This window comes from Arthrobacter sp. SAFR-044 (assembly GCF_051965175.1).
Taxonomy (GTDB): domain Bacteria; phylum Actinomycetota; class Actinomycetes; order Actinomycetales; family Micrococcaceae; genus Arthrobacter.
In genome coordinates this window covers 51,532-66,715 of record NZ_JBQCMK010000001.1, presented here as the reverse complement: position 1 = coordinate 66,715, position 15,184 = coordinate 51,532, and the positions used below count along the sequence as shown (strand labels likewise).

The window sequence follows — 15,184 nt, the reverse complement described above, 5'->3', positions numbered from 1 at the left end:
GCCCAAAAGCCACGCTACAAAACAGGACAGGCTCAGGCGGCCGCCTCGACCGTGGCCTTCTCCGTGGCCGTCATCTCCGGCGCCGCCTTGAAGCCGCGGGTGATCAGGGCCAGGACGATGATGCCGAGCGCCAGCCAGGACACCCCCAGCGTAATGGCGTTGCTGTCCAGCTGGGAGAGCAGGTACGCGCAGATGATGGCGCCGACCACCGGGACCACCACGTAGGACACAACGTTCAGCTGCTGCCCGGCCCGGCGCTGGCGCACGTAGTGGAACACCACCGAGGCGTTCACCAGCGTGAAGGCGGTGAAGGCACCAAAGTTGATGAACGACGTCGACGTGGCCACGTCCAGGAACAGCGCGATCAGGCCGATGATGCCCGTGACGACCAGGTTCTCCACCGGGGTGTGGAACTTCTCGCTGAGTTTCCCGAAGACCGCCTTGGGCAGAACGGAGTCACGTTGCTGAGCTACAGCAGATCGACATGGCAGACTTTATCCATGACAAATGGGGAGCGTCAGGCGGTCGTCCTGATTCACGGGATAGGCGAGCAGCGGCCAATGGATACTCTGCGCAGCTTTGTCGAAGGCTTGGGGGAGGAACGGTACTACAGCAAGCCTGATCGGCTCTCCGACTCCCTCGAATTGCGCCGATACACGTTGCCGAGCACGAGACACCGTCCCCTTACGGACTGTTATGAGCTTTACTGGGCCCACCACTTTGATAGTGGGAAGTTTCGTGAAACTCTTCGTTGGGCAGTCGCTCTGATCTTCCGCGAGCCATTTTGGCGGTTAAACCGGACCTTGCGTGGTGTCGTCGGATTGGTCCAAACAGCTGGGTTCCTGATTATGGTCCTACTTGGATGGCTGTTCATCCAAGAGGTGCTGACTGAAGGCGCTGTGAATGCTTGGCGTTCTTGGCAGGCCGGACTTGCCCTAGTTCTTCTGGTCGTCCAGGTCGTAGCCGGACGGTTTATCACCGAATCGCTGGCGGAGGCCGCGCGCTACCTGACTCCCCACCCGCGCAACGTCTCTGCGCGAAACAGTATCCGTGAAGACGGCCTAAAGCTGCTTAAGAAACTTAACCAGGACGGGCAGTATCAGCGGATCATTTTGGTCGGTCATAGCCTCGGTAGTGTCATCGGGCTGGATCTGCTGCGGCTGGCGTGGGACGAGTTGCGCCATCCAAACCCCAGCGGTCCTGGCAAGCAAGCAGAGGCTAAGGTCTTCGACCAAAGCGCAGCGTCGCTCGACAACTCAGGAAACCTCGCTCAAATCGAAGCCTTTCAGCAGTCACAATCTCGGCTTTGGCACGAGAACCGCGCGCTGGGAGTCCCTTGGCTCGTAACCGACTTCGTCACACTTGGGTCTCCCCTCGCCCACGCATCCCTGCTGCTCGATACCCGCACAGTGAAGTTGAGGCAGCGCCAAAATGAGCGCGAATATCCTCGATGCCCCCCACTTACGGAGCAAGGAACATCATTTATTCCGAGCCGTTTTACATTGGAGGGAAAACCGTGGTCCCTAAGAGTGGCGCACCACGGGGCGCCGTTTGGTCCTACGCGCTGGTCAAACCTGTACTTCCCGGTGAGGGCCTCACTATTGGGTGACCCGGTTGGAGGCCCAGTTGCACCGGAATTCGGGCCCGGCGTCCGTGATATCGCTGTCCGGCTTTCGCTCACGGGCTGGAAGGCCATCGTTTACCAGCTTCTACCCTTGTCCCACACGCAATACTGGTCGCAGGACCCACAGCGTCCAAGCGTCGATAAAACCGTCCGAAAGCAGCGAGACGACGCGACTGGAACCCAAGATGCAAACTTGATGCTGCGCCAAGTCCTTCGGCTCTAACCTAGAACTGCGACCGATGCTCACGACGTTACCAGTGGCACAGCAGTGCGGCGGGCAAATTTGCCGTCCTCTAATGGGCTTGGCCGGCTGAAATCAAAACCTGCAGCGGGGCAAGCCGAAAGTTGGCCATTCCCGCAAAATCAATCCACGTGAGATCTCCCGATTTTAGCCAGTCATTTGCGACCAGTATGTCGCATCCCAGGTCGAGCAAAGCTCGGACTTCGGTGGTGAAATCGATCTCATAGGGACAATTCTGGGTTTTGTGCGGCGGCGCGTCCGTGAGAATCAAAATCGTCTGAGGGCCTATGTCGTACACCAGTTCCCGGCACCGTTGCATCGCGTCCTCAAGCGCCTCTTCAATGTCCCCGCCGCCCCCGTCTGGTTGGACGCGAACACTTTCTACCATCGTTGCTGCGTCGGGAAAGGGACCCAATTTACGCACAAGGAAAGGCTCACCATCCCCGTGATCGCTGAAGAGTACAGCGCGGTAGGTTCCGAACTGCCCCACTTCGGGCGCTAAGAGCTTCTCGAAGACTTCTGACAGCCGAGGCTGCATGCTCGCGGTTACATCCACCACCATCAGCAACCCCGATGCTACTTTCGGCTGCTCTTTGGCTATGTCTCTTTTTGGTGGGAGCTCCAAGGCCGCTTTCACTGAGTGGTTGAAAGCTTCGGGGACCTCACCGGGACGAAAATTGTCTGCGAGGTGGATCTCCGTCCACGCGTCACCGTGGTTAACGGCCGGGTCTGCACCTTGGCGGAAGTCACAGTGGTTGCAAACCCAGGTCGCATTCGCTCGAAGGCCTACGGCATATCTCTGGGCGACGGCCAGAGCTGTGCGTTGGCCAGCCTGCAGCCTGTCTAATGTTGGTCCAGCCCCAAATTCCTTCCCGACTCCCATTTTTACTCGGTCCTTCGCCTCCACCACGAGTAGGTCCCGGCAATACGGACCCACAGTGGAGACAGCCAAATCCGGCGTTAATGTTGCATCTGATGTCTCGCGAGAAGGTTCACGCCAGACATCAAGTGAAATTTCCTCATCAGCGGATAGGCGAAGTCTTGCTGTTGGCGTAGCGGTCGGCCCAACGGAGATGACCCACGCCCCCTCAACTTCTGTCAAGCCGGTTAGCTCTACCGTCCACCCCGCAACTTCGCAGGCATCAAGCGTCACGCAGAGGACCCAGACTTCGTAAAGCAGGTTACGTTGCCGCCACAGAGGAAGGTTCAGGAACTCCTTCAGAACATCGACCCGCTCATTTACGGTTGCCGTTGTCGTAACTTGGAGGATCTCGTCTTCCAGCCAAGCTGTCGCCTCTGTGCAAGCAGATGCCACCCACGAGAGCCACCCCGTCATGATCATCGGGTCGCTAAATCGACGCGTGTTGGCGGGGTTTTCCTGCTCCCTCTCTGCCCAAAGGCCCAGTCGCCACATGGCTACGAAGGCCGCGAGACCACCAACCCCTGTCTGAGGCCAGAAGTCGTTAGTCTTCTGAATAACCACAGGCTTTAGATTGTCCGTCAAACCAACAGCGCTTTGATCTTCAATGCCGTGCACGAAACCAGACAGAGCAGTTGTGCCAAAAAAGCGAGTGGCCCTGAAACGGTCGATTTCTGCTGCGCGGACACCTTCCCTCTGAGTGAAGGCGTTGCCTGTGAAGACTTCCCGGGCGACACTCGCTGGGTCGACGTCACTTAGAGCATCCAAGTGAGCGCCATGGGAGCTAACAATTGCTTCGGCCGCCGATACCAGCCGCGCCGCAGCCAGATTCGCCTCCGACCAATGGGAGGCGGCTTCTCCCCATGAAGAGTCCGTCGCTTCTCGCTGCTGGATGATAGGGCCAATCCAGGAAAGATTCAGTGCCGCGTTTAGGAGCCTGTCAGTATCAGCGTCTGGTAACACGGGCCAACGCCCGTATGACTCGCCGTTATCCCACAGTGTAAATGAGGCGAGAGCGGCTTCATCAATCACCCCCAGCGGAACGCGCCGAATACGTTCCATCATGAGGTGCACTTGCTCGAGGAAGGCCGGACTGATGGTCAGTTGTGTTTCATCAACCCCGCTCCGCTCCAGCCGGAACGTCTCCGATGCCCCAGATGTCGTCGCCGCGTGGCGGGCCAACCTCGCATATGTCTCTTCGAGCATCGAGACGAACCTTCCTCCGCACCGGACGACTGTATTCAGTAGATCCTGTGCTGTTGGTACGGCCTTCGCTAATTCACGGGCAGCATGCACCCGCAATAAATCCGCCCGCCCAGGAAGGCTGTGAGGAAAAGTGCCCTCAATCTCATTCCAATTGAGGTTGAATGTGCTGAAGACTTCATCCACCACATCCCATTCTTGTTTGCCGCTCCCAATCTCCAACGCCTCAAGTAGAAGGGTGGCGAGGCGGAGGCGAAGATCTGCATCTGTCATGCCACTACTATCACGCGCCACCGAGCCGTCGGTCTACTCTTGGCAAATTCGATGCATATAAAATCTCAACAGGAAACTATGGATTTTTTCCTCAGCGTAAACGCGCGAAATAGCACCAACGCAACTCCGGCTTTGGTGGTGCGTCGCCGCGGCCGGGCCGGCGGAACGTTCGAGGCGGATGCGCCGCCTGTCGAGGTTCTCGCTTAACTTTCTGGGTCCGCCGCGGAGTCCCAGGCGGTGAACCGGCTGGTGGATCGGCGGCTGCTGTTTGAATGCGCGGTCACCCATTATGCGGCGGTGAACGCCACGACGGAGCAGCTGGATGAGCTGGAACGGCTGACACAGAAGATGGCTGAGTCGAGCGACCGGTCCTACTACCACCGGATGGACGAGCAGTTCCATCAACTGGTGGGCACGGCATCCTGCCTGGACACCGCCGTCGAGGTCTACCACCAGACCCTTGCAGAACTGTACGACTGCTTCATCCCCTACCCGATCGAGAAGCTGCACACGTCGAACCTTGACCACATCGCCCTGATAGCGGCCCTCCGTGCCGGCCGCGTTGAGGAAGCTTTGGAGGTCTCCCGGAAGCACGTGGACATCCTGCACCGGACGATGTTTATGGGTCTGGCGGGCACAGCTTGAGTCGTCACGCCCGACTTTCGGGCGCAAGTCCATGGCTTACTGGCCCAAGCAGATGTTCGAGGTTGACGTCAGCGCTTTTCCTGAATGGTAGTGCAGCGATTTCAACGAGAACATGAGCCGACATGACGGCACCGGGGCGCCACAACGAACTCCCGCCATTCGGGAAATTAACACTTATTACCCATTACATTGCTGTTGCCGGCCACCCATAGAATGAGCTGTCTTATCACGCATCTCCTGAGGGAATAATGAAATACTCCGCAATCATTTCGGCTGCCTCGCTGGGCGCAGTCTTGCTGGCCGGGTGCGCCAGTCCAGCTCCTGTTACATCTGAGCAGTCCGCAACACAGACTCCTACCTCGCAGACTGCGTCGCCATCTCAAACGCTCTCATCTTCGACGACGCCAACCCCCTCAGCACCTTCTGGACCGGACGGCACGTCAGGCCACCCTTATGAATTCGGAATACTCGCCCGCTCCGGAACCAATAGTCGCTGGAATGTAACGATCGCCGAAACGACCACCAATGGGACGGAACAGGTACTCGCAGACAATCCGTACAACGAAGTCAAAGAAGGCTGGCAGTACGTTGCGGGTCGCATAACTTCGGTATTGAATGACAATCTCCGCACGGCGGACGCTGGCAAACCTTTGTCGCCGACGTCCGTGATGCCGATCTTCATCGGAAGCGATGGCAAAATCTACGACATTTGGAACGATGATAACGCTGCGGTTGTTCTGAAAGAGGATTGGATTGGCCAGCCAGAGGTCATTGCCCAGGTTGGAGTAAAGTCCACCGGACGTTTCGCGATACACGTTCCCAGCACCGCTGTGCCGGGCGGCCGCTTCGCCACTCGCAACGAGGTCAACAAAGAAATCATGTACTTCGGCGCACCTGTTCAATAGGCGATCGGACTAAAGCAGTACACCTTTTAGGCGGCGTGCTCGTCTTCAGGCGTAAATTGCGAATGGCACGTCCCGCAGCTGAACTAGTCCCCGAAAGTTGGACTGGCTAAGTAATACCCTAAGCCGCCAGGGCCTGAGCACGGTATTGCGCCGGGCTCAGGCCCTCGAGCTTTGTTGAGATTCATTTGTCGTACCAGCGGAGTACTTGCCCGGTGGTGGCTAGGACGCAGAAGTGCAAGACTAGCCATGACTATGGCTTCAGAGGCAGCACGTACACGACGCCACCTCTAAAGCAACTCCCACGCAGCCTGGGACGATGTCCCACAGCCACACTGAAGGGCGCGCCCAGACCGGGCGCGCCCTTCGCGCCAAAGCGGACCCGAAGCGTATACAGCGCGTGATTGAGTCGATGAGCACCGGTTGATTTGCGGCTGCCGCATGACGAGGGCAAAGCAGCCCACCGGCTTTTGTCTTAGGACCGGCTTAGGATTTCTTCCATGAGGATTGCCGTTGCAGGTGGAACCGGTACTGTGGGCCGCCACGTTGTGGCCATCGCCAGGGAACGGGGTCACGACGTGGTCAGCCTAAGCCGCGCGGAGGGGGTGGACCTGGTCGACGGGCGCGGGCTCGATCAGGCACTGGAGAATGTCGAAACCGTCATCGACGTCGCCGGCATCCAGACTACGTCCACCAAGAAGGCCGTGGATTTCTTCACCAACGCCACCCAGAACCTGCTGGCGGCCGAGAAGAGAGCCGGTGTCAAGCACCACGTGGCGCTGTCCATTGTGGGCATCGATAAAGCCAACTCAGGACTGTACGCCGGGAAGCTGGTGCAGGAGGACGAAGTCAGGCACGGCGGCGTTCCTTGGACCCTCCTCCGGTCCACCCAGTTCCACGAGTTCGTGCCCATGTCCATCAAGGCCGCCTCGGTGGGCCCTCTGGTCTTCGTGCCCGCCATGTCCACCCAGCCGGTGGCGGCCAAGGAGGTGGCTGCGGCCCTGGTGGACGCGGCCGAGGCCGGACCGAGGGGCCGAATTCCTGACCTCGGCGGCCCGCGGACCGAACAGCTGAAAGGTCTGGTCGCGGCCTATCTAGCCAGGACGCAGCAGAAGAAACGGATCGTTCCGCTGCCCCTTCCCGGCCCCATGGGCAAGGCAATGCGCAACGGCTCCCTGATCCCGGCGCCGGGTTCCGCCGTCGGACGCCAGACGTTCCTGGAGTGGCTCGACGCCATCGATGCCGTCTAAAGTCGACGCTCCCCTGGCCTACCCGTCCTCAAGCTCCCAGTCCTTGACGTCTGCAAGGGGAGCGAAGACGGCGGGGCCGAGCTCAACGAATTCCGAGTGCGGCAAAGGAGCGGCAGCGCCGCCTAACCCCGGCGCCTGGTGAACGTTCCCAATCCGGTCCTGTCATAGAAGTCCAGGGTGACCTGCTGCGAGGAGCCGCGGCCTCGTGCCGTGAAGATCGCCCCTGCCAGGCCGTTGCCGTTCTCGCCGATGGTCTCGAAGCTGAAGGTATCGCCGTCAAAGTGGGTGAGGGCGAACGTCGTCGGCTTGTTGTCCGGCCCCACCCTCATGCCCAGCTGGCCGTCCCTTTCAAAGACCAGTAGCGGGCCGTAGTAGGGGTTGTCATATGTGCCCGTGTAGCTCGCGCCCGGCCGGGAGGGAGCCGGGTTGGATGGGACCTTCGTGTAATCGACCTCGGGTTTGTCCGCCTCGTCCTGCTGCCTGAAGATGGCCGCGGTGAAGGCCAGCCAGTCGACCGTGGGAGAGCCGTGCTGGGCAGTGTCCATGAAGTCCGCATTGATGGCTTCCGGAATCCCCTGCGGCCGGCCATTCGTCAGGGCCACAATGGCCAACTGTTCGCCGGGCAGCATGGACACGGCGGTGGCCGCACCAAGGTTAAAGGCACCGGAGTGCCCCAGCTGGACCCGGCCCTCATCGTCGTAGGAGACGTTCCAGCCCAGCCCGTAAAAACGCGACCGGGCCGCGGGCGCCAACGCCGGCCCGGAGACCGAGTGCGGAATAGGGGTGGTCTGGAGGGCTGTGGCATCGATCACCGGCCTGCCGTCGTAGGTGCCGTTGCCCAGCTGCAGCCGAAGCCACTGGGCCAGGTCCCGCACGGACGAGCTGGCGCCGCCGGCCGGTGCCTCGGCGTCGGGGTCGCGGCGGTACTTTGCCGCCCAAACCCTGTCCCCAAGCGGCACGTGGAGGACGGCCTTGTCGGCAGCCTTTTCGTAATCCGTGAGCCTGTAGCTGGAGGACGTCATACCCAGCGGGCTGAACAGGATGGTGCCGGCCAGATCTTCCCAGGCGGTGCCCATGGCGTCGGCCGCCGCCTGGCCGCCCTCGGTGAATCCAAAATTGCTGTAGTGGTAGCTGGACCGGAACGCATCCAGGGGCTGCTGGTGGAGGTGGGACAGGATGTAGTCCCGGTCGAAGCCGAGATCCTCGAGCAGGTCACCTGCGCCGGTCTGGAGTCCGCTGCGGTGGGACAGCAGGTCGGCGAACGTGGCGTTCCGGGTGACGTAATCGTCGTTGAGTGCGAAGTCTTTATTGAACTTGATGACAGGGTCCGTCCAGGCGATGACCTCCCGGCCCACCACGCCCGCAATGACGGTGGAGGCCAGGGGCTTGGACACGGACGCTACCTGGAACACGGTGTCCGGCGTGATCTTCCCGGGCTTGCCCGCTTCCCGGACGCCGAAGCCCTTGGAGTACAGCACCTCGTCCTGGTACACCACGGCGACGGCCAGCCCCGGAAGCCCGGTCTGGGCCATGGCGTACCCGGCGAACTCGTCCAGCCGTGCCAGCGCGCGGTCCACCTTGGCGCGGTCCAGCAGCGGCGGAACCTGGCCGGGCGGAGCAGGGAGCAGCGCCGTCGGCACCGCCGCGAACGCCGGTTGCGGTGCTCTGCCGGCGGCCAGGAGAGGCATTCCGGCGGCGCCGATCCCGGCTGTCTTGAGGAGCGTACGTCGGGTCGGGAGTAGGGAATCACTGGTCATGACGAATCCTTGTTCCTCAGGCGGTGAGCACTTTCATGAGGCCCCAGCCGTCCCGCGCCTTAATAGTGGACCCCGCGGCCGGACCGCGCAACGGGCACGGCGCTGCTGCCAAAGTAGGGTACTTTCTCCCCTGTGCGCAGGCCGCCGCTGGGTTTAACGTGATCCGCATCAGCGTCCACCGCCGTCGAGGAGCCATCATGGCCGGGTTTGTGCAGATCATCGAATTCACGTCCTCCCGCATCAAGGAGATCGAAGAGCTGGGCCGGCCCTCCAGCATCGAGGGAAGCACGCCGGCCACCTTCCGCCACATTGTGGCCACCGCGGACCGGGACCACCCGGGGCACTACTTCACCATCGTGGACTTCGATTCCTTCGACTCGGCCATTGAGAACTCCGGCCGGCCGGAAACGTCGGAGTTCGCTGCGCGGATGGCGGAACTGTGCGACGGACCCGTGATCTTCCACAACCTGGATGTCATGTGGGAGGACACAGGAGAAGGGGCAAACAACGCCTAGCAGCAGGACATGGCTTCCCTGACTCCCGCTCCGGACCGGGACGCCGACGGTACGGGACTGGTTGTTGCCCTCGGCGACGTGACGTCAGCGTCGCTGGGGACCGTAGGCGGGAAGGCGATCAACCTCGGCCGGCTTGCCGCGGCAGGCTTTCCGGTTCCGCCCGGCTTTTGCCTGACCACCGCCGCGTACCGGGAGGCCGCCCCCAAGGAAGTAGACGCCATCGCTGCCCGCCTGGACGGGGCCGCCGCACCCGACACGAAGGCCGAGTACGACGGCGGGCGCGGCCTTACGGACGACGACCGGAACCAGCTCGCGCGCCAAGCCCGGGAGGCCATGGCGGCAGCGCCGGTACCGGCGGCCGTCGAGACCGCCATCCGTGACGCGTACGCTGCCATGGGAGGCGGGCCGGTGGCGGTGCGCTCGTCCGCCACTGCCGAAGACCTGCCCTTTGCCAGCTTCGCCGGGCAGCAGGACTCCTTCATGGACGTGGCCGGCGCCGACGCCGTCGTCCAGGCCGTCCGGCGCTGCTGGGCCTCGCTCTGGACCGACCGCGCCGTGGCCTACCGCGCAACCAACGGGATCAGCCAGCGGGAGGTGGGTCTCGCCGTCGTCGTTCAACGCATGGTGGACGCCGCTGCGGCGGGCGTGCTCTTTACCGCCAACCCGGTGACCGGCACGCGGACGGAAACCGTCATCGATGCCAGCCAGGGGCCGGGCCAGGCGGTGGTGTCCGGCTCGGTGAATCCCGACCATTTCCGGGTGGAGACCGCGCGGGGCACGGTCCTCCAGGCGCCGCAGGACCGTGCGTCCGGCCTGACGGACGCACAGCTTCGGGAACTGACCTCACTGGGTGACGCTGCCCAGCGGCTGTTGGGTGGGCCCCAGGATGTGGAATGGGTGATCGACCCCGGCGGCACGGCGTGGCTGACCCAGTCGCGGCCCATCACCACGCTGTATCCGCTCCCGGAGGACGAACCGTCCAGCGGAGACCGCAAAGCAACCCGTGTCTATCTCTGCGGCACCCTGCTGCAGGGACTGACCCGCCCCATCACGCCCATGGGCTTGTCCGTGCTGGGCCTGATGAGGAACAGCAAGGGACCGTGGAAGTACGTGAACCCGGGACTGCGCATGTACGTCGACCTGACGGCCGTGGTCCGCAACAAATCCGGCCGCAGATGGCTGGTGAAGATGCTGCCCCTGGCGGACGGGAGGTCCGCCGCGGTCCTTCCAGCGCTGCTGGACGATCCCCGGTTCAGCATTGTCCGCCCCGCCCGCCTGACAGCTCTCCGTATACCGGGCCGGAAGCGCCGGCAGCCTTCCGCCGGGGCAAAGGCACAGGGCACCGAAGCAAGCCGAAGCCTCGCCCTGATCGCGGGCCTCCTCCCGGCCATGGCCAGGGCGGTCCTGAGGCCGGACGCCGAACTGCGCAGGGCACGACGCTACCAGGACCGGCTGGAAGCCCAGCTTCAACTCCCCCTGCCCGCCACTCCGGCGCAGCGGCTGCAGCACGCGGAGGACATCCTGGCGGGCACGGTCAACGGGATCATCCAGTACACCTTGCCGGGCCCCTCTGCCGGATACCTGATGCTGGCCGCCGCGCGCCGGCTGCTGCGCGGGATTGCCAGGCCGCGCGAGCTGGAAGCGGTCCTGCGGGGGCTTCCCCACAACGTGACCACCGAAATGGACCTGGAACTGTGGGACCTGGCAGTCTCCCTTGGCCGGGACCAGGACTCCCGCACGGTGTTCGCGGAGCTGCGGCCGGACCAGCTGGCGGCCCGCTACAAGGCAGGCACCCTGCCCCGCGCCGCCCAGGCCGAACTGCAGGCATTCCTTGCCAAGTACGGCCACCGTGCCGTGGCAGAAATTGACCTGGGCATGCCGCGGTGGGCCGAGGAACCGGACCACCTGCTCGGGATCATCTCCAACTATCTCCGCGTCGAGGATCCGGAGCAGGCCCCTGACCGCCAGTTTGCCCGTGCCGCCAGCCACGCCGACGCCCGGGTCAGCGAACTCGTGGAACGGGCGGCGGCCAGGAGCCGGCTCCGGGGACGGTTCGTAGCCCTGTGCCTGCGCCGGGCACGCCAGCTCTCCGGGCTGCGGGAACTGCCCAAGTTCTACATCGTGCTGGTCCTCGCCGAGATGCACCGGCAGCTCACCGCCGTCGGGGACGCACTGGCCAGGACAGGGTCCATTGCGGCGCCCGGGGACGTCTTCTTCCTGGACTTCGATGAACTCCGCGTGGCCCTTCGCGGCGCTGACCTGAAGGATGTGGTGGCCGGCCGCCGCCGGACGTACGACGTCGAACTGCGGCGCCGGCGCATTCCCCGCCTTTTGCTCTCCGACGGCACGGACGTCGAGGCTGCCATGATGGCAGCCTCCGCCGCGCAGCCCGGCCGCGCCGCTGCGGACCGCCTCACCGGAACTCCTGCCTCCGCAGGCACCGCCACTGGAAAAGTCAGGGTGGTCCTGGATCCTGTGGGCGCCCATATTGAGCCGGGGGAAATCCTGGTGGCCCCTTCCACCGATCCCGGCTGGACTCCGCTGTTCATGACGGCAGGTGCCCTGGTGATGGAGATGGGCGGGGTCATTTCGCACGGCGCAGTGGTGGCCCGCGAGTACGGCATCCCCGCCGTAGTGGGTGTTGCGGAGGCCACCGTGCGTCTGCGCGATGGCCAGAGCATCACCGTGGACGGGGCCGCCGGAACTGTGGCGTGGTGAGGCCCAGGATCAGTTTCCCCTCAAGATTGGGACAATAAATCCCCTCAATGGACAAAAGCCCTTCCGAATGCCGATGCCGCTTCCTATGGTGTTCACAGGCTCGACCAGGGGGAACATCTTGCTCATCACGGACGCATCTGAAGGCAATATCGCTGATAGGGCCAGCGCTGTGGAGCGCCCGAGCCCAAGTGAGCCGCCCGCGGTCCATCGGCCCGTTCCCGCTCCTCCCCGGAACGGACCCGCAGCCTCCCAAGCACCGGTCCCCAGGGTCAGCGGCCGCGAGCGCGAAGTCCAGCAACTGATCTACGACCTCGCCCTTCTGGCCGCCAGGCAGTGTCCGCAGTAATCCGCCCAAAGCCGGCGGGCCGCCGTCGTAATTTCCGACGGCGGCCCGCTGGCCAAGGTGCTGCCACTGCAGTGGTCTGGTCGAACCGGCCTGCGTTTGCCCGCAGCGATATCTCCTAATCGGTCAGGCAGGTGTTTGACCGCCGACGTTTGAAAGGACGTCTGCAGCCCCGAAACTGTGGCGTCCTGAGCCGACTTCCACCGGCTCCTGCCCGGGGAGCACAACTGAGGCGCTGGTGCCGGTGGGAATTTCGACGACGACGGACAGGTCGCCGTCGTCGATCCGCCACTGCACGGCGGCCGTACCGTACGGCGTTTCGTGCCTGGCCGAGGCCCAGCTGAGGCCACCGCCAGGCTGCGGCTTGATGAGGATCCTGCGGTAGCCAGGCTCGAGGGGGGCCAAACCGGCAACCACACGGTGCATCCAGTCAGCCACCGCGCCCAGGGCGTAATGGTTGAAGGACGTCATTTCGCCTGGGTTGACGGATCCGTCCGGAAGCATGGAATCCCAGCGCTCCCAGATGGTGGTGCCTCCCTGGCCTACGGCGTACAGCCAGGACGGGCACTCCTTTTCGAGCAGGAGATCGTAGGCGGTGTCAATCTCACCTGACAGCGTAAGCGCGTCGGAGACCACCGGCGTGCCCGCAAACCCGGTGCCGATGCGGTTGCCGTTCCCGCGCACAAGTTCGGCAAGCCGACTGCCCGCGCGGGCTTTCGAGCCGGCATCCGGAAACAGGTCGAAGACGATGGCGAGGGCGTACGCGGTCTGGGCGTCGCTGGTCATGATCCCGTCAGGGTGGATGTACTCGCGTGCAAAGGCATCCGCCACAGCCCGCGACAACGTGAGGTAGCGCAGTTCGTCGGCGGACTTGCCCAGCACGGCAGCTGCCTTGGCGAGGTTCCGTGCCGACCACGCGAAATATGCCGTGGCCACCAGGTGCGCGTCCGTCATTGCCTGGGTCGGGTCCTCGGGCGGGGCGGTCGGATCGAGCCAGTCGCCGAGCTGGAAGCTGCCGTTCCAGAGGTGGCTGTCACCGGAGAGCCGGTCCAGCAGGTCAACCCAGCCCTTTGCGCTCTCATACTGCGCCGCGAGGATCCCGAGATCGTTGAAGCGCTCATAAAGGATCCACGGGGTCAGCACTGCAACGTCGCCCCACACCGCTCCCGGACGGATGGGAGTCCAGTAGTTGCCACCGGGGATAACAGGTACATACCAAGGCACGGTGCCGTCCGGAAGCTGTTCGGCCGCCACATCCCTCAGCCAGGAGGACAGCATGCCGGAACAGTCATAGAGGAAGCTGGCCGTCGGGGCGAAGACCTGGATGTCCCCGGTCCATCCCAGCCGCTCATCGCGCTGCGGGCAGTCCGTGGGGATGTCCACGAAATTGCCCTTCATGCTCCACAGCACATTGTCGTGAAGGCGGTTGAGGTCCGGATTCGAGCATTCGAACCATCCCGTGCGCTCCATGTCGGTGTGGTAGACCCGGGCGACCACATCTGCCGCAATGTCGCCGCCGGTCCAGCCCGTGACCTCTGCATACCGGAAGCCGTGGATGGTGAACCGGGGTTCCCAGGTTTCCTGGCCGGCGCCGGAGAGGGTGTACCGGTCCGTGGCGTCGGCCTCCCGGAGGGGCCGCGTGCACAGTTCGCCGTCCTGCAGAACCTCAGCGTGGCGGAGCGTAACGGTGGCACCGGCATCACCGCTGACGGTGATGCGCAGGCGTCCGACGAGGTTCTGGCCGAAGTCGATCAAAGTTTTGCCCGAGGGGGAGGTCCACACACTGACAGGGCGTATCTCACCGGTGCAGCGGACGGGCGGACCTTCCGGAGCCACCAGTGTCCGGGGATCGCGCTCGACCCCTGCGACAGGCTTCCAGCCGGAGCCGTCGAAGGCCGCGGTGCTCCAGCCGCTGGGCAGCTGCCGTGCGTCGTACGTCTCGCCTTTGTACAGACTCGTCAGCAGGATGGGCCCGAAGGATGCCTTCCAGGTCTCGTCCGTTCCGATCACCGTAACGGAGCCGTCGTCGTGGGTGACATGGAGTTGGGCCAGCAGCGCGACTTTGTCTCCGTAGAGGTTCGCGTGGCCGCCCCGGAAGCCGATCCTGCCCCGGTACCAGCCGTCGGCAAGCAGCGCTCCCATGGCGTTGTCGCCGGCGGTCAGGTGGGCGGTGACATCGTAGGTGTAGTAGCGCAGCCGCTCACCGTACACCGTCCAGCCCGGCGACAACGCGTCATCGCCGACCCGCGTTCCGTTGATCTCCATTTCGTAGAGGCCGTGGGCCGTCACGTACAGCCGTGCGGATGACACCGGCCGGTCAAGCGTGAACGCCCGCCGCAGCAGCGGCGGCCGCCGGTCTGCTGCGGGATCTTCGTCCCAACCCGGCGTGATGGCAGTGGCGGTCCAGTCAGCAGGCCGCAGGAGACCGGTTTCGACGGCGGATGGCCGGCTCCATGCGCTGGCCGCCTCGTCCCCGCTCCCCCAGACGCGGACACTTACTTCGGCGCATTGCGCGGAATCCAGCGGAGTCCCTTCCCACGGCACGAGGACCGACTCCGTGGACTCGATCCGCTCGCTGGTCCACGTCCGGCCGTTGGTGGTCACGGCGAGCTGGTACGCGGCCTGGCTCCAGCCTGGCTCCGCCGTGGTCTTCCACGAGATGCGCGGGGCTGCCAGGCCGATGCCGAGCGTGCCGGCACCAGGGGTGGCGGGCAGGTGTTCAAACGTTGCCGGGTGCACGATGGCGGGCATGGGAAATCTCCTTGGTGTGTTTGGCCGGCTTCGGCCTGGACAG

General features: G+C 63.7%; 10 protein-coding genes. 6 read left to right on the top strand and 4 right to left on the bottom strand.

Annotation, left to right across the window (positions count from 1 at the left end; all coding sequences use genetic code 11):
* Positions 1–32: 32 nt before the first annotated feature.
* On the bottom strand, positions 33–401 hold the full coding sequence (locus tag ACTHQS_RS00300) for a hypothetical protein (protein ID WP_440165033.1): 369 nt from the start codon (positions 399–401) through the stop codon (positions 33–35).
* A gap of 99 nt (positions 402–500) precedes the next feature.
* On the opposite strand from ACTHQS_RS00300, the gene ACTHQS_RS00295 reads away from it, so the two are divergent.
* Positions 501–1,847, top strand: a complete 1,347-nt coding sequence (locus ACTHQS_RS00295; RefSeq protein ID WP_440165031.1) for a hypothetical protein — start codon at positions 501–503, stop codon at positions 1,845–1,847.
* 70 nt (positions 1,848–1,917) lie between these two features.
* Here ACTHQS_RS00295 and ACTHQS_RS00290 read toward each other — a convergent pair whose 3' ends face one another.
* On the bottom strand, positions 1,918–4,260 hold the full coding sequence (locus tag ACTHQS_RS00290) for a hypothetical protein (RefSeq protein WP_440165030.1): 2,343 nt from the start codon (positions 4,258–4,260) through the stop codon (positions 1,918–1,920).
* Between the two features lie 237 nt (positions 4,261–4,497).
* Between ACTHQS_RS00290 and ACTHQS_RS00285 the strand changes: the two genes are divergently transcribed.
* The 3 genes from ACTHQS_RS00285 to ACTHQS_RS00275 all read left to right on the top strand — a co-directional run bounded on the left by ACTHQS_RS00285 (position 4,498) and on the right by ACTHQS_RS00275 (position 7,057).
* Positions 4,498–4,905, top strand: coding sequence for an FCD domain-containing protein (locus ACTHQS_RS00285; RefSeq protein ID WP_440165028.1), 408 nt, complete (start codon positions 4,498–4,500; stop codon positions 4,903–4,905).
* Positions 4,906–5,153: 248 nt separating this feature from the next.
* Positions 5,154–5,810, top strand: coding sequence for a hypothetical protein (locus ACTHQS_RS00280; protein ID WP_440165026.1), 657 nt, complete (start codon positions 5,154–5,156; stop codon positions 5,808–5,810).
* A 497-nt stretch (positions 5,811–6,307) separates the two neighbouring features.
* The gene (locus tag ACTHQS_RS00275) at positions 6,308–7,057 is read left to right on the top strand and encodes an SDR family oxidoreductase (protein ID WP_440165024.1); all 750 of its coding nucleotides are present in this window, start codon (positions 6,308–6,310) and stop codon (positions 7,055–7,057) included.
* Positions 7,058–7,179: 122 nt separating this feature from the next.
* Here the strand turns inward: ACTHQS_RS00275 and ACTHQS_RS00270 are convergent, their stop codons facing one another.
* Positions 7,180–8,814, bottom strand: a complete 1,635-nt coding sequence (locus ACTHQS_RS00270) for a serine hydrolase (protein WP_440165022.1) — start codon at positions 8,812–8,814, stop codon at positions 7,180–7,182.
* A gap of 197 nt (positions 8,815–9,011) precedes the next feature.
* Between ACTHQS_RS00270 and ACTHQS_RS00265 the strand changes: the two genes are divergently transcribed.
* Together ACTHQS_RS00265 and ACTHQS_RS00260 are read left to right on the top strand one after the other, a co-directional pair.
* Positions 9,012–9,329 (top strand): hypothetical protein, encoded by a 318-nt coding sequence (locus ACTHQS_RS00265; protein ID WP_440165020.1) that lies wholly within the window; start codon positions 9,012–9,014, stop codon positions 9,327–9,329.
* A 9-nt stretch (positions 9,330–9,338) separates the two neighbouring features.
* Positions 9,339–12,047, top strand: coding sequence for a PEP/pyruvate-binding domain-containing protein (locus ACTHQS_RS00260; RefSeq protein WP_440165018.1), 2,709 nt, complete (start codon positions 9,339–9,341; stop codon positions 12,045–12,047).
* 469 nt (positions 12,048–12,516) lie between these two features.
* Here ACTHQS_RS00260 and ACTHQS_RS00255 read toward each other — a convergent pair whose 3' ends face one another.
* Positions 12,517–15,141 carry a family 78 glycoside hydrolase catalytic domain gene (locus ACTHQS_RS00255; protein ID WP_440165016.1) on the bottom strand — a complete coding sequence of 875 codons (2,625 nt, stop codon included), beginning with the start codon at positions 15,139–15,141 and terminating at the stop codon, positions 12,517–12,519.
* Between the last annotated feature and the right edge of the window lie 43 nt (positions 15,142–15,184).

What these genes read in the sequence shown, in the direction of transcription:
- ACTHQS_RS00275 (WP_440165024.1), top strand. Translation starts at nt 6,308, where the DNA reads ATGAGGATTGCCGTTGCAGGTGGAACCGGTACTGTGGGCCGCCACGTT.
- ACTHQS_RS00270 (WP_440165022.1), bottom strand. Translation starts at nt 8,814, where the DNA reads ATGACCAGTGATTCCCTACTCCCGACCCGACGTACGCTCCTCAAGACA.
- ACTHQS_RS00260 (WP_440165018.1), top strand. Translation starts at nt 9,339, where the DNA reads ATGGCTTCCCTGACTCCCGCTCCGGACCGGGACGCCGACGGTACGGGA.
- ACTHQS_RS00265 (WP_440165020.1), top strand. Translation starts at nt 9,012, where the DNA reads ATGGCCGGGTTTGTGCAGATCATCGAATTCACGTCCTCCCGCATCAAG.
- ACTHQS_RS00295 (WP_440165031.1), top strand. Translation starts at nt 501, where the DNA reads ATGACAAATGGGGAGCGTCAGGCGGTCGTCCTGATTCACGGGATAGGC.
- ACTHQS_RS00255 (WP_440165016.1), bottom strand. Translation starts at nt 15,141, where the DNA reads ATGCCCGCCATCGTGCACCCGGCAACGTTTGAACACCTGCCCGCCACC.
- ACTHQS_RS00280 (WP_440165026.1), top strand. Translation starts at nt 5,154, where the DNA reads ATGAAATACTCCGCAATCATTTCGGCTGCCTCGCTGGGCGCAGTCTTG.
- ACTHQS_RS00290 (WP_440165030.1), bottom strand. Translation starts at nt 4,260, where the DNA reads ATGACAGATGCAGATCTTCGCCTCCGCCTCGCCACCCTTCTACTTGAG.